Genomic DNA, 18,259 nt, shown 5'->3' with positions numbered 1-18,259 from the left:
TTTATTATGTTTAAAAACTACTTAACTCTACTCGCCATTGGGCTGATTTGGGGATCACAATTTATTTTTCAAGAGAATGCATTAGAGGCATTCAATCCAGTATGGATAGGTACATTACGTGCAATATTCGGTGTAATCACCTTGTTTATTATCTGCCGGGTCATGCGAATTAGTGGTGATAGTAAACAGTGGCGACTTTATGCTGTTATTGGTTTACTTGAAGCAACGATTCCTTTCATTCTTATACCTTTTGCTCAAAAAGAGTTGAGCAGTTCAGTAACAGCGATATTAATGGGTACACTGCCTTTTTATGCACTGCTTCTTGCTCCTGTGTTTATAAAGAATGCAAGGATCAGTAAAGGCAATCTGCTAAGTGTCATCGTTGGGTTTAGTGGTTTAGTTGTCCTTTTTTACCCAGATTTAATGTCAACATCTTCAAGACTTAGTCTCATTAGCGTCATTGCAGTATTATTTGCTGCGGTATGCTTTGCTGTTGCCTTGCTCCTACTTAACCGAGTTAAAGAAGAACATCCACTAATAGTGGCAAGAAATGTTCTTTTTATGGCGAGTATTCAATTAATTATAATTTCTCTTACCACAACGATGACATTTACACAAAAACCGCCCTCTTTGAGTGCCTTTGCTGCTGTCATCTATCTTGGTGTCATGTGTGCGGGAGTGGTTTATTACCTTTATATGATGAGTATCAAGAACGCAGGTGCTGTTTTTACTTCGATGACCAATTATCTTGTGCCCGCAGTAGGTGTATTAATCTCTGCGCTGATCGCTAATGATACTATCCAGATTACATCATGGCTGGCTCTTGGGATTATTTTATCGGCCCTTCTAATGCATCAAATGGCTGTAAAGTATGGACAGAAAGCGTAGTCGAAGTGATTAAGGACAGAAGACATAGATCATAATCAGAGAGGCAGACTGAGCGCTAATAATGAACCATGACAATGTAGCTCTTATATAATTAAAACCCTATTGTTATTGATCCACAGCTATTGTCGTCTTGGTCATCTTTGCAATTAAGCTGCCGACTCTTTGGCGCATATCACGTCTATCGACAATCATATCTAGAGCGCCATGTGCTAAGAGAAACTCACTTTGCTGAAAATTTTCGGGTAATTTTTCGCGAACGGTTTGCTCTATCACTCGGCGCCCTGCAAACCCGATTCTTGCTTTTGGTTCGCCAATATTAATATCACCCAGCATCGCTAAGCTTGCAGAGACACCACCATAAGTTTGATCGGTTAGGACAGAGATATAGGGTAATTTAGCCATGGCCAGTTGTCTGAGAGCTGCGCTGGTTTTGGCCATTTGCATCAAAGCGGTGAGTGACTCTTGCATTCGAGCGCCACCACAAGCAGAAAAACACACCAATCCACACTGGTTATCAATAGCTGTGTCAACTGCCCGCACGAAACGTGCTCCCACCACAGAGCCCATTGAGCCAGCCATAAAAGAGAATTCGAAGGCACAGGCAACAATAGGTAAACCCATTAGTTTCCCTTTCATTACCACCAGTGCATCTTTTTCTCCGGTATTTTTCTGAGCGAGAGCAAGGCGTGTTTTGTAGCGTTGTAGATCTTTAAAATTGAGCACATCTTTAGGTTCATATTCACTGCCAATTTCAATGCGATCTTCACTATCCAAAAAATGATCCAAACGTTGACGGGCAGTCATTCTCATATGGTGATCACATTTGGGACACACCGCCAAATTTTCTTCCAGTGCAATCCGGTATAAGATCTGTTCGCAAGCAGGGCATTTAGTCCATATTCCCTTGGGAATGGATGCCTTGCGATTACTAATTCTATTCTTCTTGTCTAACAGTCTTTCTAACCAACTCATGGGAAACTTTAATCCAGTTAACTTTAGTAAAGGGTATTGTATAAGCCTATTTCTGGTAATAAAGTGTTGATTATTGGTTTTACAATCCCACCTTATGGGACTAAGTGCGATGCTTGATAAGATTGATCCGCAGTGGTTAACCAGTTTTCACTGTGTTTATGAACACAACAGTTTTAAACGGGCTGCAGAATTTTTAGGGTTACCGACATCCAACATCAGCCGTCATATTGCGTTATTGGAGGAGCGATTAGATACTCGATTATTTACCAGAACCACACGCCGAATTATTTCAACAGATGCTGGAGAGCATCTTTATTTGTGTACGCAGCCATTGTTGGATAAGCTTAATCAGGCTCTTGAAGAGGTCGCTCAGCATTCTCATGCCGTTGTGGGAGAATTGAAGATTTTAATGCCAGATTCGCCAGCTTTAGCCGAGGCCGTGGTTTCTTTTTGTAACCAGTATCCGTCAGTTTCATTATGTTGCGATACCAGCATCAATCCTAAAGAGGATTTATTGGACGGTTTTGATATTGTGCTAAGTTTTCAGCGGGGAAAACTTGAAGACAATAGTTGGGTAGCTAGGGAAATTCAACGCTGGCAAAGTGCTGTGGTGGCCTCCCCCAAAATCCTACAACGTTTTCCCAGACCTTTTCAGCTTGCCGATTTGAAACAGGTTCCCTGTATCAATAGTTTTACTGTATTGCATGGCAACCCGTGGATATTTAAAAATGCTAAAGGTCAGTTGATTACGCAAAAAGTAGCGTCTTCGTTTAAGGTCAACAGCGGACATCTTGCAAAAACAGCGGCTATTTCTGGTTTAGGTTTTGCGATATTACCTAGGGCATTTTGCCAAGCAGAGATACAAGCTGGCATGTTAGAGGTCATCGAGATGGAATATCAGCCTGACGATCTCGTGCTGTATGCTTTTTATGCTTCCCGCCGGCATTTAGCGAAAAAAATTCCGATCTTCATTGAACATCTAAAATATCACGCCAGTCTCGTTGCTTGAGAGGTCTACAAGGATCCATAAACTCAATTTCTCAACCAGCAAAGACGTCACAGAACATAAAAAGCGGATCATGATTAGGAGCCGCTATGGCATTATCTTACTTTTGCATTCTCATTAACGAGGCTAAATGACTAGCAATAGAACCTAATCGTTTCTCTCAAGCTGTAGAGCATATATACTTTGAGCGAGCCACTTCTTTGTCTCGATACGAAAGTGGTAAAGGTAGTATTAGGAATTTAGGATGTTAATTAAAAAAATGGATGCACCCCATGATATACAAGTCGGTGCAAGATTTGAAACTAAAAAGCATGGCTATGTTGTTGTTGTTGAATACTACAATACCCATACAGTCATTGTCGCTTTTGAAAATACAGGAAATATTCGGTCAATTACAGCTGCTAAGTTGCGCAATGGTCAAGTTTTTGATCGTTCAGTTCCCCCTCAATCTTCAATGGTGGGTGAGAAAATTGAATCGGTAAAACACGGCACTCTCACGATTGTGCAAGTTGAGTCTGAGAATATTGTGGTTCTCGAAAACAGCGCAGGCGAGCAAGTGCGTATGATCATGGCTGCGGTACAAAAACTTCGAGATAGTGATGAATCACTGGATCCATCACAGCAACCCGTTAAATTACCCACATCATTAACTGCTTTAACTAAGCGAAGCAAAAAAACTAAAGATGTTAATAGCTTACTCAAAAAGATGCTTTCTGATTACGGTAAATAGTCGCATCTTATCGTACTATTTAGGGGCTTTACCCTATCCATAAAAAATCACTAGCTCTCGATCACATATTTTATGTTGATATTTCGTGTCGAGTTTTATCGATAAAATACTTTGTTATTTAGTGATCTGCGTCACGAGGTCAATCTGACTTTGTGATGATTGTCATTTTATTTTTTTGTCATTTGGTTATTATTTTTTCATCCAGTAATGGGAATGAAAAAATATTCTTAATTAACTCTACAGAGAAATAATATTATGAAAAAAATTATGGTTGTATGTGGTAATGGCCTTGGCACATCATTAATGATGGAAATGGCAGTGAAAGAGGTCGTCGCTAAAATGAGTCTAGATGCAGAGATCGACCATGAAGATTTATCTTCTGCCTCATCAAGCAAAGCGGATATTTGGGTAGCAGCAACGGATATTGCTAATCAATTAAAAGACCAAGGTAAAGAAAATATAGTAAGCCTAGCAAATATTTTCGATAAAAATTCAATCGAAGAACAATTAAAAAAATTCATATAAGGAATTATGAACGATGGAAAATTTCTTTGAATTTATGCTTGGCTTGTTAAAAGAGCCAGCGATCATGGTCGGTCTTATTGCCTTTATCGGCTTAGTGGCACAAAAGTCTGATATTTCGACCATCCTAAAAGGGACAATAAAAACCGTAATGGGTTTTTTGATTTTAGGTTTTGGTGCTGGTGCTCTTGTGGGTGCTCTCAATAACTTTTCAACCGTTTTTATTGAAGCGTTTGGTGTAAGTGGTGTTATTCCAAATAACGAGGCGATTGTGGCTCTAGCACAAGAAGCTTTTGGTTATGAAATGGCATTGATTATGTTCTTTGCTTTCATGGTGAACATTTTGTTAGCACGCTTTACACCATTAAAGTTTATTTTCCTAACCGGTCACCACACCATGTTTATGTCAATGTTGGTTGCGGTCATCCTATCTACTGCGGAAATCAAAGGCGCATTATTAGTAGCAATCGGCTCAGTTATTGTTGGGTCGTTAATGGTAATTATGCCAGCACTGGTACAGAAGTATACAGAAAAGGTCATGAATACTGATCAGCTTGCTATGGGCCATTTCTCGACATTCTCTTATATTATCGCTGGTTTTATTGGCTCTAAGTTTGGCGACAAATCAAGGTCAACAGAAGACTTGAATGTTCCTAAAAGTTTAATGTTTTTACGTGATACGCCAGTTGCAGTAGCGGTAACAATGTCGCTATTTTTTATGATTTCTTCTATTTTTGCGGGTGGTGAATTCGTAGAAATCGTTTCAGGTGGTCAACACTGGATAGTATTTACTTTTATTCAATCGCTAATATTTGCTGGTGGTGTTTATATCGTACTGCAAGGTGTGAAGATGCTTATTGCTGAAATAGTACCAGCATTTAAAGGCATTTCTGATAAGTTAGTGCCGGGTGCTCGTCCTGCTCTCGATTGTCCAATGGTATTTCCCGTAGCGCCTAATGCGGTATTAATTGGTTTCTTGTCCTCATTTGCTGCTGGCCTTGTCGCAATGGCAGTACAGGGTGCACTTGACTGGACAATCATTGTTGCAGGTGTAGTACCTCATTTCTTTGTCGGCGGTGCAGCAGGCGTATACGGCAATGCAATGGGAGGCTTGCGTGGTGCAATCCTTGGTTCTTTTACTCAGGGTTTATGTATTTCGTTCCTGCCGATGATGCTGTTACCTGTACTGGGTGGTTTAGGTCTTGAAGCAACAACGTTTGCAGACTTCGATTTCGGTGTTGTAGGTTTGATTCTTGGATGGGTTGTCTCATGAGTATTTTTAATTTAATTGGCGACAACGGAATTGTTATTTCAAACGAAAAAAACTTAACTGTTGACGCTGCATTAGAACTCGCCTGTTCGACACTCATCGCTCAAGGTAAAGTGAATAAAAGCTATCTAGATGCGATCAAAGAAAAACATCAAGAAATTGGTGCATATTATGTGCTGGCACCTAAAATTGCCATGCCGCATGCTCGACCAGAAGATGGGGTTAATGAAGCTGGCTTACAAGTAACGATATTTAAACACGGTGTAGATCTAGAATCGGAAGATAATGGCGATGTTTATTTATCAGTAACTCTGGCAGCAGTAGATTCAGACAGTCATATTCAAACCATTGTCGCTTTATCTGAATTATTCCAAAATGATGATGACATAAATGCAATCATTTCTGCAGAAAGCAAAGATGATATTGTGAAGATTCTGAAGCAATATTAACTTTTTATAAATATGGCATCAAATAAGCCCTCAATAACTTGAGGGCTGCTATTTAAATAAGATTTATTGACTATAAGTACTTAAAAAACGTTCGAATCGGCCGATGGCGACTTCCAAATCCTCAACGTGCGGTAAGGTTACGATGCGGAAATGATCCGGCTTTGGCCAGTTAAAGCCAGTGCCTTGCACCAGTAGTACTTTTTCTTGGATCAAGAAGTCTAAAATCATTTTTTGATCGTCTTTGATACTGTATTTTTTGGTATCAATTTTCGGGAATAAGTACATGGCCCCTTTGGGTTTCACACACGAGACACCAGGGATTTGGTTGATCAGTTCCCAAGCACGATCGCGCTGCTCCAACAAACGGCCACCAGGTAAGATAAGCTCATTAATACTTTGATAACCACCAAGGGCGGTTTGAATCGCATGCTGCATCGGCACGTTAGCGCATAAACGCATGGAGGCGAGCATGTCAAGGCCGGCGATATAGCCTTCGGCTTGATGCTTAGGGCCAGTTAAGAACATCCAACCACCACGAAAACCACACACGCGATAAGCTTTCGATAAACCGTTGAATGTCACTACTAATACATCTTCGGTTAGTGTAGCGACTGAAGTGTGCACGGCACCATCGTAGAGAACTTTATCGTAAATCTCATCAGCAAAAATCATCAACTTATGTTGACGAGCAATCTCAATCACTTCCAGCAAGAAGTCTCGGCTATACACTGCGCCGGTCGGGTTGTTGGGGTTAATCAGAACAATGCCACGAGTTTTAGGGGTGATTTTCTTTCTAATATCATCCAGATCCGGATACCAATCGGCTTGTTCATCACACAGATAATGCACCGCAGTGCCGCCAGAGAGAGCCACCGCAGCGGTCCATAATGGATAATCTGGAGCTGGGACTAGCATCTCATCGCCGTTGTTGAGTAACGCTTGCATTGACATGACGATCAGTTCAGACGCGCCATTACCAATGTAGACATCTTCGACATCGAGGCTGCGAATACCGCGTTTTTGGTAATACTGAACCACCGCTTTACGAGCGGAGTAGATCCCTTTTGAATCACAATAACCTTGGGAAGTAGGGAGGTTGCGGATCACATCAACTAAAATTTCATCTGGGGCATCGAAGCCAAACGGGGCCGGGTTGCCGATATTGAGCTTTAGTATTTTATGCCCTTCTTCTTCCATGCGTTTAGCATGTTTGAGTACTGGACCTCGAATGTCGTAGCAGACATTATCGAGTTTTGACGACATCCCGATATTTTGCATTGTAAAATTCCTGAAATTTATTAAAAAACTTTATTAAACCAGTCTAGATTGCCTTTTTTAAGAATATAAATCTATAGCTAAGGGGTTTTCGTGACGATATTCTTTAGGGCTGAGGATTAGCGATATCAGTTCAGTAGATGCCTTGATGGGTTTTAATGGCCCACAGTAATGTTAAATAGTTAAATAGATCCCTTCAGAGGCGGGAGAAGGTCAAAAAAGAGTAGTTGCAACCTTGATTTACGCCAACGCTGTCAATAGAGTAGCCGCTGTTAATCGAATCTCATAGTCGACGAGGTCGCTTTGTCTCATTTTCATCAAGCCATTGCTCGGTTGATAGAGCAAATCAAGAACGCAAAGGATAACGACGTTCGTTTTGTCCAAACATTAATAGGACCACCGCCTTTTGCGTTGATCGATTGGCTTGAAGCCCAGCCTCTATTTCCTAAGTTTTATTGGCAGTCTCGTGATGGACGCGAAGAGGTGGTGGCTGTTGGTCAATTGTATACCTTTACCGAACCAGCGCCAGCTTACGCGATTTTAGGTGATAATCAGCGAGTCTGGGGGGGACGCTCGTTTGATGGTCAGACCGATAAAAACCGGCGTTGCATGTCATCGTTTTTTTTCTTACCGCAAGTGGAAATTATCCGTTTTGATCAGAGTTGGAGCGTGGCTGCCAATTTTATTGCCCAAGATCGCCAGCGCACGTTAGCGACCTTGGAGAAGTTACATCGCGAGGTGGCTCCGCTATCGCGCTTGCATAGTCAGGTTTTGCAGGTCGAGCATTTACCCAAGCAAAGCCATTGGAGTGAGTTGGTCAGTCGAGCATTAACCAGCATTGAGCAGCAGCAGTTTAAAAAAGTGGTGTTAGCTCGCCAAACGCGTTTAACCCTTGATAACCCAATCAGCGCTGCGCAATTACTCAAAGCTAGCATTGCTGATAACCAGCGTAGTTTTCATTTTTTGTTAGCTCTGGATAGTAAACACAGTTTTATCGGCTCAACGCCAGAGCGTCTATACTACCGACAAGGCCAAGAGTTACAAACTGAAGCCTTGGCCGGAACCATTGGCCGTGGCGATACGGCTGAGCAGGATCAACAACTGGCGGATTGGCTCATTCATGATGGTAAAAACCTCAATGAAAACCAATATGTGGTGGATGATATTATTGAGCGTTTAACCCCTTTGGCTGAGCAGGTTGAAGTGGAAAGCCACGCGCAGTTACTTACGCTGCGTCAAGTGCAGCATTTAAAGCGTGATATTGTCGCGCAGCTCAAGCCAAGCATCAATGGGGTGCAGCTACTGAGCGCGCTACAACCTACCGCCGCAGTGGCCGGCTTACCTCGTCAACCCGCGTTAGATTTTATCACCGAACATGAACCGTTTGCTCGCGGTTGGTACGCGGGTTCGATGGGCTATTTTAGTCACCAACAAGCGCAATTTTGCGTGGCTATCCGCAGTGCGCTGGTGGTGGAAAATTGTGTTCAGCTTTATGCGGGTGCCGGCATTGTACCGGGCTCTATCGCTGAGCATGAATGGCAAGAGCTGGATAAAAAAATGTCCACCTTACTCAGTTTGATCACCAATCAACCACCATTAGGGACCGCCTTATGAATCAAGACCAAGCATTACTGAATCGAATTTGGTCGCAGACTCTATTAGAGGAGTTGACTCGCTTTGGCGTTACTCAAGTGTGTATCGCGCCCGGTTCGCGTTCGACGCCACTGACTTTAGAAGCCGCGGCTAATCAACAACTGCAAATCCATACTCACTTTGATGAGCGTGGTCTAGGATTTTTAGCCCTCGGTTTAGCCAAAGCCAGTCAAACACCGGTGGCGGTGATTGTCACTTCCGGTACCGCCGTGGCTAATTTACTGCCGGCGATTGCTGAGTCGAAGTTGACCGGAGAAAAATTGATAGTATTAACCGCCGATCGGCCACGTGAGCTGGTGGATTGTGGGGCTAATCAGGCGATCGTGCAAAATAATATTTATGGCTCGCATGTGACTCAAGCTATTGATTTACCAAGCCCAACTTTGCGCTTGCCATTATCTTGGTTATTAACCACGGTTGACGATGCCTTGCAGCAACAAAGGATGCTGGGTGGCTCAGTTCATATTAACTGCCCTTATCCAGAGCCACTTTATTCTAGTCATGAGCGTGAATTATACGCAGACTATCTCGCGACGGTTGACGCATGGCGTCAAGGTCAGCAGCCTTACAGCCAACGTTATCAAACCCTGAGCGCACCATTGCCAAGTGATAATGCGTTGTTAAGCCAAAAAGGGCTAGTGATCATTGGTTCTTTACCCTTAGTTCAAGCTCAAGCGGCGTTAACGTTTGCCGAGCAACTTGGTTGGCCGGTGTTGTGCGATCCTCAATCTGGGGTGAGCAGTGAATGGGCCCACTACGATTTATGGCTACAAAATAGCACGGCAAGAGCCCTGCTGAGTGAATGCCAGCATGTGGTTCAATTTGGCGCTCGAATCGTTTCCAAACGTTTAAGCCAGTGGTTAGAACAACAACTGACAAAAGCGAGCTGTGGTTACACTTACATTAGCCCCCAAGTCGCGCGCAATAACCCTAGCCATGCCGCGCAGCAGCATTGGTTGTGCGATGCGGTATCTTGGGTTGAGCATCAATTGGCTAAGCAGCACGCATTACAAACGCTACATGCTGGTTGGGCAGATGAGCTGAAAGCGTATGCCTCAAGCATTGCCCAGCTTGCAAAGCTGCATCTATCGCAACCCCAGTTAAGTGAAGTGGCGGTGGCTTTGGATCTCACCGAGCGTGGCGCTGCCAGTACTCTGTTTATTGGTAATAGTTTGATCGTGCGTTTAGTGGATATGTTCAGTGAGCTCAAACAGCGTGAGGTATTTTCCAACCGCGGCGCATCAGGCATTGATGGACTGGTGGCGACGGCTGCAGGGGTTCAGCGAGCATTGAATAAGCCGATGTTGATGTTACTCGGTGATACCTCACTATTGTATGATCTCAATTCGTTAGCTTTAGTACGCACGCCACCACAACCGCTAGTGATTGTGGTGATCAATAACGATGGCGGCGCGATTTTTGATTTATTACCGGTTCCCGAAGCGCAGCGAACGGCGTTATATCAGATGCCACATGGCTTAAATTTTGAATTTGCGGCTAAGCAATTTGCCCTCGATTATCAAGCGCCGGAAACTCTAGTGGCTTATCAACAAGCCATTGATCAGCACTTAAAGGCCGGAAAAGGGACGTTAGTGATTGAGGTGATAACCCCATCACAACAAGCCGCTGAACATCTTAAGCAACTGATGTCACAAATTCATGCTTTATAGTCAGTGGTTACCGAAGATTGAGCCGGCTCAACCTGCACAGAATAACGCTGTGCAGCCGGTGGTGGTTTTTTTGCATGGTTTTTTGGGCTCGAGTCAAGATTGGCAAATGGTTGTCGAGCGGCTGCGTGGCGTGTATTCACTACTATTGATTGATTTACCGGGGCACGGTCAGAGTCGCCATCTTGGTTGCAGCGATTTTGCCGATGTTTGTCAGCAGATAGCGCAAGTTGTCACCGCTCATTGCCCTCCGACAACGCCTCTCTGGTTGGTTGGCTACTCTCTGGGGGCAAGATTGGCAATGCTGGGTTGTACTCAGGGTTGGTTTGACGCGCTCAATATTCAAGGCTTAGTCATTGAAGGCGGCCACTTTGGGTTAACCACTGAGGAAGAGAAGAACGCCCGTTGGCAGCACGACCAACATTGGGCCGCGCGCTTTGCTCACCAACCGATTGCTCAAGTTCTCACCGATTGGTATCAGCAAGCGGTATTTTCTTCACTGAATCATGAGCAAAGACAAACCTTAGTCACATTACGTAGTGATAACCTTGGTTCTGCGGTCGCAGGCACGTTGCTCGCCACTTCTCTTGCTCGTCAGCCGGATACGTTGCCTAAGCTGCAATGTCTGCCGTTTTCGGTCTATTATGTGTGTGGGCAAAACGATGCCAAGTTTTACCAGCTCGCCCAGCAAAGTGATTTGCACTACCACGTTGTCGAGCAGGCTGGACACAATGTTCATCACGAGTGCCCTGAGTCGTTTGCTCACCTTGTCACTCGGCTGGTCGCCTCAAGTAATAACAGAACTTAACGTTGATTGATTTCGATAACCTAGACAATAACAATGGAAATTCACCATGGCTAAAACAGTAGGCATTTCAGAACAAGAACTCTATGCTCCCGTTGAATGGCAAGATTGCAGCGGCGACTATCAAGATATTCATTACCATAAATCAGCCGATGGCATTGCAAAAATCACCATTGCGCGTCCACAGGTGCGTAATGCTTTTCGCCCACTGACCGTAAAAGAGATGATCCAGGCTTTAGCTGATGCTCGCTACGATGAGGGTGTTGGGGTGATCATTTTAACTGGCCTCGGTGAAAAAGCATTTTGCTCTGGGGGCGATCAAAAAATTCGTGGCGATTACGGCGGTTATCAAGATGATAGTGGTACTCATCATCTCAATGTGCTGGATTTCCAGCGTCAAATTCGCACTTGCCCTAAGCCTGTGATTGCTTCTGTCGCCGGTTGGGCCGTCGGTGGTGGTCATGTATTACATATGATGTGTGATTTAACCATTGCTGCCGACAATGCTCAGTTTGGTCAAACCGGCCCTAAGGTTGGCTCGTTTGATGGCGGCTGGGGCGCGTCGTATATGGCGCGCATCGTAGGGCAGAAGAAAGCGCGGGAAATTTGGTTCCTATGCCGTTTTTACGATGCACAAGAAGCCTTAGATATGGGCTTAGTTAACACGGTGGTGGCGGTTGAAGATTTAGAAAAAGAGACCGTACGCTGGTGCCGTGAAGTGCTGCAACACAGCCCAATGGCGCTGCGCTGCTTAAAAGCGGCGCTGAATGCCGACTGTGATGGGCAAGCGGGCCTGCAAGAGTTAGCGGGCAATGCGACCATGCTGTTCTACATGACCGAAGAAGGGCAAGAGGGACGTAACGCGTTTAATGAAAAACGTCGTCCTGACTTTAATAAATTTCCCCGTAACCCGTAATTCACCTCTTTAGCTCTATCTCTTATCGGCCATATTGGAACTGATGAGGGATAGATGTCTTCCACCGCATTTAACTAAAAGGATTCACCATGCGCAGTGCCAAGCTTTATCAATATCAATTACCCATGGATAGCGGAGTGATTCTTCGCGATCAAAAACTGACTCAACGTGAAGGATTTATTGTTGAACTAGAGCAAGATGGGCAAATTGGTCGCGGAGAAATTGCGCCATTGATAGGCTTTAGTCGCGAGTCTTTGCAAGAAGCAGGAGCGTTAGCGAAAGAGCAATTAGCCTTATGGGTACAAGGGAAAGAGGTTCAGATTGGCAATGACTTTCCTTCAGTTGCCTTTGGTTTATCGATGGCGCAGATGGAGCTGGCAGGCGAGCTTAGTTCCGAGGGGCAATACCATTGCGCCCCATTGTGCAGTGGCGACCCTGATGAGTTGATCCCGCTACTTAACGCTATGCCGGGGCAGAAAGTCGCCAAAGTTAAAGTTGGTCTGTATGAGCCGATCCGCGATGGCATGCTGGTGAATTTGTTTTTAGAGTCGATGCCAGATCTGCAATTGCGACTTGATGCCAATCAAGCATGGAGCAAAGAGAAAGCGGCTAAATTTTCCCAATATGTCTCGCCTTCGGTGCGCGGCAGGATAGCGTTTTTAGAAGAACCTTGCCGCTCACCAAGCGATAGCCTTGCTTTTGCCATTGATAGCGGTATTGCTATCGCATGGGATGAAACCTTACAACATGCGGTGCAGCAAGCGGATTTTCAGTTAGAAGATTTAACTGGGGCCAAAGCGATCGTGATTAAACCGACGCTGATTGGTTCAGTGCAAACTTGCCAAGCTTTGATTGAAAAAGCGCGCAGTTTGGGCATTCAAGCGGTGATTAGCTCGAGTTTAGAATCAAGCTTAGGTTTAACTCAGCTCGCTCGGTTATCCCATTGGTTGTTGCCAGAGACCATCCCGGGCTTAGACACGATCGGTTTATTTAAAGCTCAGCTAGAAACCCCTTGGCCGGGCTGCACCTTACCAGTACACACTTTAGATCAACAAACGCTCGTGTGGCAATCGGCTTAATGAACACTCCTTGGCGACAGTGGCAGCAGCGCGATCCGCAGCGTATTGCGTTGCAGCTTGAGCAGCAAACACTCACTTGGCAACAATTGACCGAACAAGTGGATCAATACGCTGCAGCGTTGGAGCTGGACGGTTTACGTTCTGGTGATGTATTAACCTTGGTGGGTAAAAACCAGCCATCGATACTGCTGTGGTTATTAGCCGCTATGCAGCAAGGGGTTATTTGTGCCATCACTATGCCGCAGCCAACTGCGCAACTGACAGAAAAGTTAGCGCGTTTATACGGTCCAAACCCTGCTTGGTTATGGATTTCCCCGTCGCTGAATTCATTGGTTGATGAACTGGCTAAGTGTTATTCATCGCCATTGCAGTTTATTGACCTTCCCCCGGTTAAGCCGTTTTCAAGTGCGGTATCAGACACCGAAATGGACGGAGTCTCTGCTTCGTCAACAGCTTATGAGCTAGATACTCTGGCGACGCTTATTTTTACCTCTGGTTCCATGGGCGTCCCTAAAGCGGTGGCGCATACTCATCGCCAGCATTTTGCTTCTGCTGAGGGCTTATTAGAGCGGTTTGCGTTTACCGAGCAAGATACTTGGCTACTCAGTTTGCCCCTTTATCATGTCTCTGGACTGGCGATTGTTTATCGCTGGCTAGCGGTAGGCGGCTGTTTAAAACTGGCAACAGGTCAATTACTCGATGACATTCAACAGGTCAGTCATGCTTCTTTGGTGGTGACGCAGCTGCAACGACTGTTAGCCAGCCAACAACCCCTTAGCTTAAGCCATGTTTTACTGGGTGGCAGTCATATTCCACTGACCCTCGCTCAGCAAGCGGCTCAGCAAGGGATCGAAACTTGGATTGGTTATGGGATGACGGAGGCAGCGTCTACGGTGACCGCCAAACCAGTAGATGAGACAGCGAGTGCTGGCCAAGTGCTACCGAAACGGCAAGTAAAAGTGGTCGATAAGCGGATTTGGATAGCAGGGGAAACCCTAGCCAGTGGTTATTATCAACAAGGGATACTCACGCCATTAACCAATCAAGATGGTTGGTTTGATAGTGGTGATTTGGGGGCTTGGTATAACGATGAACTGTGCATTATTGGCCGCGCGGATAACTTGTTTATCTCGGGCGGAGAAAATATTCACAGTGAAGAGATTGAAACCGTGTTAGCTCGTCATCCTCAGATTGAGTTAGCGGTAGTTGTCCCCGTGCAAGACGTCGAATTTGGCGCGCGCAGCATTGCCGTGCTGCGTTGTCATTCATTACCTGATCAAAAGCAACTCGGTGAATGGTTGGCGGATAAGCTGGAAAAATTCAAACATCCTATCGCTTACTGGCAGCTGCCTGACACTCTGGCCGAGAGCGGTATTAAGATTTCACGTCAAGCGGTGAAAAACTGGTTTGCCGATCAGCAAAGTCGTTATACACCACTAGACTAGATCTATCAGCGCCAATCACCACGTAGCTGAGCGACTTTTTGTTGCATTAGCTCGGTGTTGGCCTGTCCACTGGTCACTGCCTCGCCTGCTTCAATCTCAATTTTACCCCATAGCTTACGGGGTAAACTACGACAGGCACGGCCCTTGTAACGGCTAAAAAAGCTACCCCATAAGCCTTTAATTGCCATCGGGATCACCGGTACTGGGCTACGTTTTAAAATCACGTCTATCCCGCGCATAAAAGGAGCGATCTCGCCATCACTGGTTAGGCGACCTTCGGGGAAAATACACACCAAGTGGCCTTCTTGCAGCGCTTGATCGACTTCAGCAAAGGCGCGGCGAATCGAACTGCGTTTATTGGCACAAATCGGGATCACCCCAGCTCGATTGAGTAACGGCCTTAAGATAGGAATATTCGCGTAATCTTCTTCCATCACGAAGCGGATCAAACGTGGGCAAACCGCGCTGAGCAATAAGGCGTCCATATAACTGACATGATTACAGACAATCAGTGCGCCGCCTTGCTCAGGCAGATGGTGTAAATTTTTATGCTTCATTCGATAAATGCTGTGGGTTAAGGCCCACACTACCAAGCGCAGCACAAAAATAGGTACTTGTAAGAACAGGTAAGTTGTCACTAACACATTGAGCACGGCAAGTAGAATAAACAGCTGCACAATGGTTAATTCAAGTAGGCTTAAGCAGACAATACCGAGCAGTGCGCTGCCCACCATAAATAGCGCGTTATAGATATTTAAGGCCGCGATGACTTGTGCTCGTTCAGTGACTTTGGCTCTTTGCTGAAGTAGAGCATAAAGTGGCACAATAAAAATACCGCCAGAGACGCCCAATAACAGTAAATAACTAAACAGGGGCCATAGAGCTTGGTGGCTAATAAAATCACTAAATTGTGTAAAAGGAGGTAAAACAGCGGGAAGGCTGGCGGCCATCAGATAGCCAAATAAGCTAATACCTAAACTGCCGAGTGGCACCAGTCCGACTTCGATGCGATGGTTAGAGAGTTTATCACAGGTGAGTGAGCCTATCGCAATCCCAACAGAGAATAAGGCCAGCAAAAATGACACCGCGCTTTCGGTGCCACCAAGAAACAGTTTAGTGAAATTTGGAAACTGGGTGAGATAAGTCGCGCCTAGAAACCAAAACCAACTGATCGCCATGATCGATTGAAAAATGGTTCTATCTTGTTTGGCAATCGCCAGCGTAGTGCGGGTATGCTGAACAGGACGAAAAGTAAACACCAAGTTTGGATCGCTGGCAGGGGCGATAGGAATAGAGCGACTAGCAAGATAGCCGAGTAGGGCGAAAAGGATAACCGCTCCGGCGGCAATATAATGAGCATGATCGAGCGAAGCGATAACGCCAGCGCCAATCGTACCGAGTAATATAGCGAGAAAGGTGCCCGTTTCCACTAATGCATTGCCCGGAACCAGTTCATTGGTTTTTAATTGTTGAGGCAGCAGCGCGTATTTGACGGGGCCAAAAAACGCCGATTGCGTGCCCATTAAAAACAGCATAAATAGTAGAAGATCATAGCTTTGGGTGATAAAACCTATCGCGCCAATACACATAATGGCGATTTCAAACAGTTTTACGCGGCGGATAAACCACGATTTTTCGTATTTATCGGCTAATACCCCCGCTGAGGCTGAAAATAAGAAAAACGGTAGCACGAATAAGCCGGCAGCAAGGTTAATAAATAGGTGACTGGAGATGGATAACGTATCCACAGCGGCAAAAGCCACAAACAGCAACAACACGTTTTTAAAGATATTATCGTTAAATGCGCCAAAAAATTGGGTGATAAAATAGGGAAGAAAACGTCGTTGTGTTAACAATGAAGATTGAGAACTGTGCATGGTTTTGCCTTAATGGTTACCAGTTAGCCAAATATTGGCTCAGTAAATCTTCAATCAATGCTTTACCATCGACCGGCTCAGCGGTAAAAAATTTATCATCAACACTCAATAACGTAATACCATGCACGCCAGCCCATAATACGCGACTCGTGCGTAATACTTCTTGTGCGCTGCGATGAGGTGCAATTACTTGCAATAGCGCTTCTAGCATGCTGGTCATGCCATTGATTCGTTCTGCTTGCCATTCTGGAAGATCTTCGCCATTCATATTGTGTTCAAAAATCAACTGCCAACGGTAGGGGTGCTTTTGAGCAAAGTCATGATAACAGTAGGCTAGTTTATACAGCGCTTTTTTAGGGTCTGTGCATTTTTTTACGGCTAACTTAGATTCTGAAGCCAGCTCATCGAGCGTTTGTGCAACAACATGTAAAAGAAGCAAGTTATAGCTACCAAACACATTGACCAAGGTGCTTGGTACATAACCTATCATACTGGCGATTTTTCTTAGGCTAAGTTCGTGATAAGAGTGCTTGCTTAAGAAAGCTTTGCTGGCTTTTAAGGTAAGAGAGATCAACTCCTCGCGAGTATGATCGTTGCGTCTGGCCATAAGTTGTTGTTAAACCGCATAATCAAAAAAGAACAATGTTCGATATTCTAGAGAGTGTCTGGGAGAGCGTCAACTCAATAAGGCTGCAATATTCTGATACATGTCAGTCAGGCAAAAGGTTTGCTTAGCGTCTTGAAGTGACTATGATGACAAAGAATAAAAGCCTTTTGTACCTAATGACATCCCCTGAGGAAATATATGAAGCGTTTGTTTTCTTTTATGGCGTTACTGATGATCACTGTCATGGTGATTCCTGATGCTGAAGCTCGACGGATGGGCGGTGGTAAATCGTTTGGTCAGAACCATCGAACCGCGCCTGCACAAAATCATCAACAGCAACAAGCGACTCCGCAACGTCAGCAAAATAATCAGCAACCTGCTGCGACCAACAGTCGCGGAGGCTTAATGGGCGGCCTAATGGGTGGCTTACTGGCTGGTGGCCTACTGGCCGCGTTTTTTGGTGGTGCCTTTGAAGGTATCCAATTTATGGATATTTTGATCTTCGGTCTGATAGGGTTTGCACTCTTTAAGCTTGCTCGTCATTTTCTGGCCGGTAAGCAGGGTAGCCTTAATCCTCGTCAGCCAGCTTATAACACCAATGTCCATCGTCAAAGTTTTGAGCAAGCTCCTGAGCAGGAATTTAAACCTGCAGCGAGTTCTGGATTTGGTTCAACCATGCATAACGATGTGCCCCATAACTACCCACCTGGTTTTGATAAAATCGCCTTCATTAATGGTTCACGTGAGCACTACCGTATTTTGCAGGGTGCTTGGAACCATAACCAGCTTGAGACGATTGAGGAATACGTATCGCAAAGTTTATTCTCTGATTTGAAAGCCGAAAGAGAAAAGCTTGACCAGCAGCCACAAACTGAAGTGATGTATGTGGACGCGGAGATTGTTCGTGCCGATTACGATGATCGTAAAGCGCAACTTAGCTTACAATTTACGGGTCGTTGCCGAGATTTAGGCGATGAAACGGAAGAAGAAATTTTAGATATTTGGCATTTAGAGCGTGATTTAACGCAACCTAACGCGCCATGGTTAATTGTTGGTATTCAAGGCTGATGATCAGCGTTGGATGATTGATGAACGCCC

At 45.0% G+C, this 18,259-nt stretch carries 17 protein-coding genes; 13 read left to right on the top strand and 4 right to left on the bottom strand.

The annotated features are described in order from the left end of the window. Positions 1-6: 6 nt before the first annotated feature. Complete coding sequence (locus FKQ60_RS02890) at positions 7-888, top strand: EamA family transporter (RefSeq protein WP_170905999.1); 882 nt, start codon at positions 7-9, stop codon at positions 886-888. A gap of 105 nt (positions 889-993) precedes the next feature. On the opposite strand, the gene accD is transcribed toward FKQ60_RS02890, so the two are convergent. Beyond that, entirely contained in the window at positions 994-1,860 is an 867-nt protein-coding gene (gene accD / locus FKQ60_RS02885) for an acetyl-CoA carboxylase, carboxyltransferase subunit beta (RefSeq protein WP_004395568.1), read from the bottom strand. Positions 1,861-1,969: 109 nt separating this feature from the next. Between accD and FKQ60_RS02880 the strand changes: the two genes are divergently transcribed. The 5 genes from FKQ60_RS02880 to FKQ60_RS02860 all read left to right on the top strand — a co-directional run bounded on the left by FKQ60_RS02880 (position 1,970) and on the right by FKQ60_RS02860 (position 5,837). Continuing rightward, positions 1,970-2,869, top strand: coding sequence for a LysR family transcriptional regulator (locus FKQ60_RS02880; protein WP_004395567.1), 900 nt, complete (start codon positions 1,970-1,972; stop codon positions 2,867-2,869). A gap of 241 nt (positions 2,870-3,110) precedes the next feature. After that, positions 3,111-3,596 carry a hypothetical protein gene (locus FKQ60_RS02875; protein WP_249374267.1) on the top strand — a complete coding sequence of 162 codons (486 nt, stop codon included), beginning with the start codon at positions 3,111-3,113 and terminating at the stop codon, positions 3,594-3,596. A gap of 255 nt (positions 3,597-3,851) precedes the next feature. Beyond that, positions 3,852-4,121, top strand: a complete 270-nt coding sequence (locus tag FKQ60_RS02870; protein WP_004395565.1) for a PTS sugar transporter subunit IIB — start codon at positions 3,852-3,854, stop codon at positions 4,119-4,121. 13 nt (positions 4,122-4,134) lie between these two features. Further along, complete coding sequence (locus FKQ60_RS02865; protein ID WP_004395564.1) at positions 4,135-5,391, top strand: PTS ascorbate transporter subunit IIC; 1,257 nt, start codon at positions 4,135-4,137, stop codon at positions 5,389-5,391. Further along, complete coding sequence (locus FKQ60_RS02860) at positions 5,388-5,837, top strand: PTS sugar transporter subunit IIA (RefSeq protein ID WP_004395563.1); 450 nt, start codon at positions 5,388-5,390, stop codon at positions 5,835-5,837. The genes FKQ60_RS02865 and FKQ60_RS02860 overlap by 4 nt, the downstream gene beginning before the upstream one ends. Before the next feature lie 63 nt (positions 5,838-5,900). Here the strand turns inward: FKQ60_RS02860 and FKQ60_RS02855 are convergent, their stop codons facing one another. Further along, positions 5,901-7,115 (bottom strand): pyridoxal phosphate-dependent aminotransferase, encoded by a 1,215-nt coding sequence (locus FKQ60_RS02855; RefSeq protein WP_004395561.1) that lies wholly within the window; start codon positions 7,113-7,115, stop codon positions 5,901-5,903. Positions 7,116-7,415: 300 nt separating this feature from the next. Between FKQ60_RS02855 and FKQ60_RS02850 the strand changes: the two genes are divergently transcribed. From FKQ60_RS02850 to menE, 6 genes are all read left to right on the top strand, one after another. Continuing rightward, complete coding sequence (locus FKQ60_RS02850) at positions 7,416-8,726, top strand: isochorismate synthase MenF (RefSeq protein WP_004395560.1); 1,311 nt, start codon at positions 7,416-7,418, stop codon at positions 8,724-8,726. Next, positions 8,723-10,435 (top strand): 2-succinyl-5-enolpyruvyl-6-hydroxy-3-cyclohexene-1-carboxylic-acid synthase, encoded by a 1,713-nt coding sequence (gene menD / locus FKQ60_RS02845; protein WP_004395559.1) that lies wholly within the window; start codon positions 8,723-8,725, stop codon positions 10,433-10,435. The genes FKQ60_RS02850 and menD overlap by 4 nt, the downstream gene beginning before the upstream one ends. Beyond that, positions 10,425-11,240 carry a 2-succinyl-6-hydroxy-2,4-cyclohexadiene-1-carboxylate synthase gene (gene menH / locus FKQ60_RS02840; protein ID WP_004395558.1) on the top strand — a complete coding sequence of 272 codons (816 nt, stop codon included), beginning with the start codon at positions 10,425-10,427 and terminating at the stop codon, positions 11,238-11,240. The genes menD and menH overlap by 11 nt, the downstream gene beginning before the upstream one ends. Positions 11,241-11,286: 46 nt before the next feature. Continuing rightward, positions 11,287-12,153 (top strand): 1,4-dihydroxy-2-naphthoyl-CoA synthase, encoded by an 867-nt coding sequence (menB, locus tag FKQ60_RS02835; RefSeq protein WP_004395557.1) that lies wholly within the window; start codon positions 11,287-11,289, stop codon positions 12,151-12,153. A gap of 89 nt (positions 12,154-12,242) precedes the next feature. Next, positions 12,243-13,232: an o-succinylbenzoate synthase gene (gene menC / locus FKQ60_RS02830; protein WP_004395556.1), complete on the top strand. Its 990-nt coding sequence runs from the start codon at positions 12,243-12,245 to the stop codon at positions 13,230-13,232. After that, on the top strand, positions 13,232-14,677 hold the full coding sequence (menE, locus tag FKQ60_RS02825) for an o-succinylbenzoate--CoA ligase (protein WP_170905998.1): 1,446 nt from the start codon (positions 13,232-13,234) through the stop codon (positions 14,675-14,677). The genes menC and menE overlap by 1 nt, the downstream gene beginning before the upstream one ends. A gap of 5 nt (positions 14,678-14,682) precedes the next feature. Here the strand turns inward: menE and FKQ60_RS02820 are convergent, their stop codons facing one another. After that, positions 14,683-16,554 (bottom strand): MFS transporter, encoded by a 1,872-nt coding sequence (locus FKQ60_RS02820; RefSeq protein ID WP_004395554.1) that lies wholly within the window; start codon positions 16,552-16,554, stop codon positions 14,683-14,685. A gap of 16 nt (positions 16,555-16,570) precedes the next feature. Then, positions 16,571-17,161, bottom strand: a complete 591-nt coding sequence (locus FKQ60_RS02815) for a TetR-like C-terminal domain-containing protein (protein WP_040904408.1) — start codon at positions 17,159-17,161, stop codon at positions 16,571-16,573. Positions 17,162-17,359: 198 nt separating this feature from the next. Here FKQ60_RS02815 and FKQ60_RS02810 point away from each other — a divergent pair, with 198 nt between their 5' ends. Next, positions 17,360-18,229 (top strand): TIM44-like domain-containing protein, encoded by an 870-nt coding sequence (locus FKQ60_RS02810; protein WP_004395552.1) that lies wholly within the window; start codon positions 17,360-17,362, stop codon positions 18,227-18,229. Positions 18,230-18,259: the final 30 nt, after the last annotated feature.

This window comes from Vibrio sp. A11, from assembly GCF_013048705.1.
GTDB lineage: Bacteria > Pseudomonadota > Gammaproteobacteria > Enterobacterales > Vibrionaceae > Vibrio > Vibrio metschnikovii.
This window is presented reverse-complemented; position numbering and strand designations above follow the sequence as displayed.

Bases quoted from the DNA above. Each gene is read 5' to 3' on its own strand.
- FKQ60_RS02890 (WP_170905999.1), top strand. From the start codon at position 7: ATGTTTAAAAACTACTTAACTCTACTCGCCATTGGGCTGATTTGGGGA.
- FKQ60_RS02865 (WP_004395564.1), top strand. From the start codon at position 4,135: ATGGAAAATTTCTTTGAATTTATGCTTGGCTTGTTAAAAGAGCCAGCG.
- FKQ60_RS02855 (WP_004395561.1), bottom strand. From the start codon at position 7,115: ATGCAAAATATCGGGATGTCGTCAAAACTCGATAATGTCTGCTACGAC.
- FKQ60_RS02875 (WP_249374267.1), top strand. From the start codon at position 3,111: ATGTTAATTAAAAAAATGGATGCACCCCATGATATACAAGTCGGTGCA.
- FKQ60_RS02810 (WP_004395552.1), top strand. From the start codon at position 17,360: ATGAAGCGTTTGTTTTCTTTTATGGCGTTACTGATGATCACTGTCATG.
- FKQ60_RS02815 (WP_040904408.1), bottom strand. From the start codon at position 17,161: ATGGCCAGACGCAACGATCATACTCGCGAGGAGTTGATCTCTCTTACC.
- menB (WP_004395557.1), top strand. From the start codon at position 11,287: ATGGCTAAAACAGTAGGCATTTCAGAACAAGAACTCTATGCTCCCGTT.
- FKQ60_RS02820 (WP_004395554.1), bottom strand. From the start codon at position 16,554: ATGCACAGTTCTCAATCTTCATTGTTAACACAACGACGTTTTCTTCCC.
- FKQ60_RS02870 (WP_004395565.1), top strand. From the start codon at position 3,852: ATGAAAAAAATTATGGTTGTATGTGGTAATGGCCTTGGCACATCATTA.
- FKQ60_RS02860 (WP_004395563.1), top strand. From the start codon at position 5,388: ATGAGTATTTTTAATTTAATTGGCGACAACGGAATTGTTATTTCAAAC.
- menH (WP_004395558.1), top strand. From the start codon at position 10,425: ATGCTTTATAGTCAGTGGTTACCGAAGATTGAGCCGGCTCAACCTGCA.
- accD (WP_004395568.1), bottom strand. From the start codon at position 1,860: ATGAGTTGGTTAGAAAGACTGTTAGACAAGAAGAATAGAATTAGTAAT.
- menE (WP_170905998.1), top strand. From the start codon at position 13,232: ATGAACACTCCTTGGCGACAGTGGCAGCAGCGCGATCCGCAGCGTATT.
- FKQ60_RS02880 (WP_004395567.1), top strand. From the start codon at position 1,970: ATGCTTGATAAGATTGATCCGCAGTGGTTAACCAGTTTTCACTGTGTT.
- menC (WP_004395556.1), top strand. From the start codon at position 12,243: ATGCGCAGTGCCAAGCTTTATCAATATCAATTACCCATGGATAGCGGA.
- menD (WP_004395559.1), top strand. From the start codon at position 8,723: ATGAATCAAGACCAAGCATTACTGAATCGAATTTGGTCGCAGACTCTA.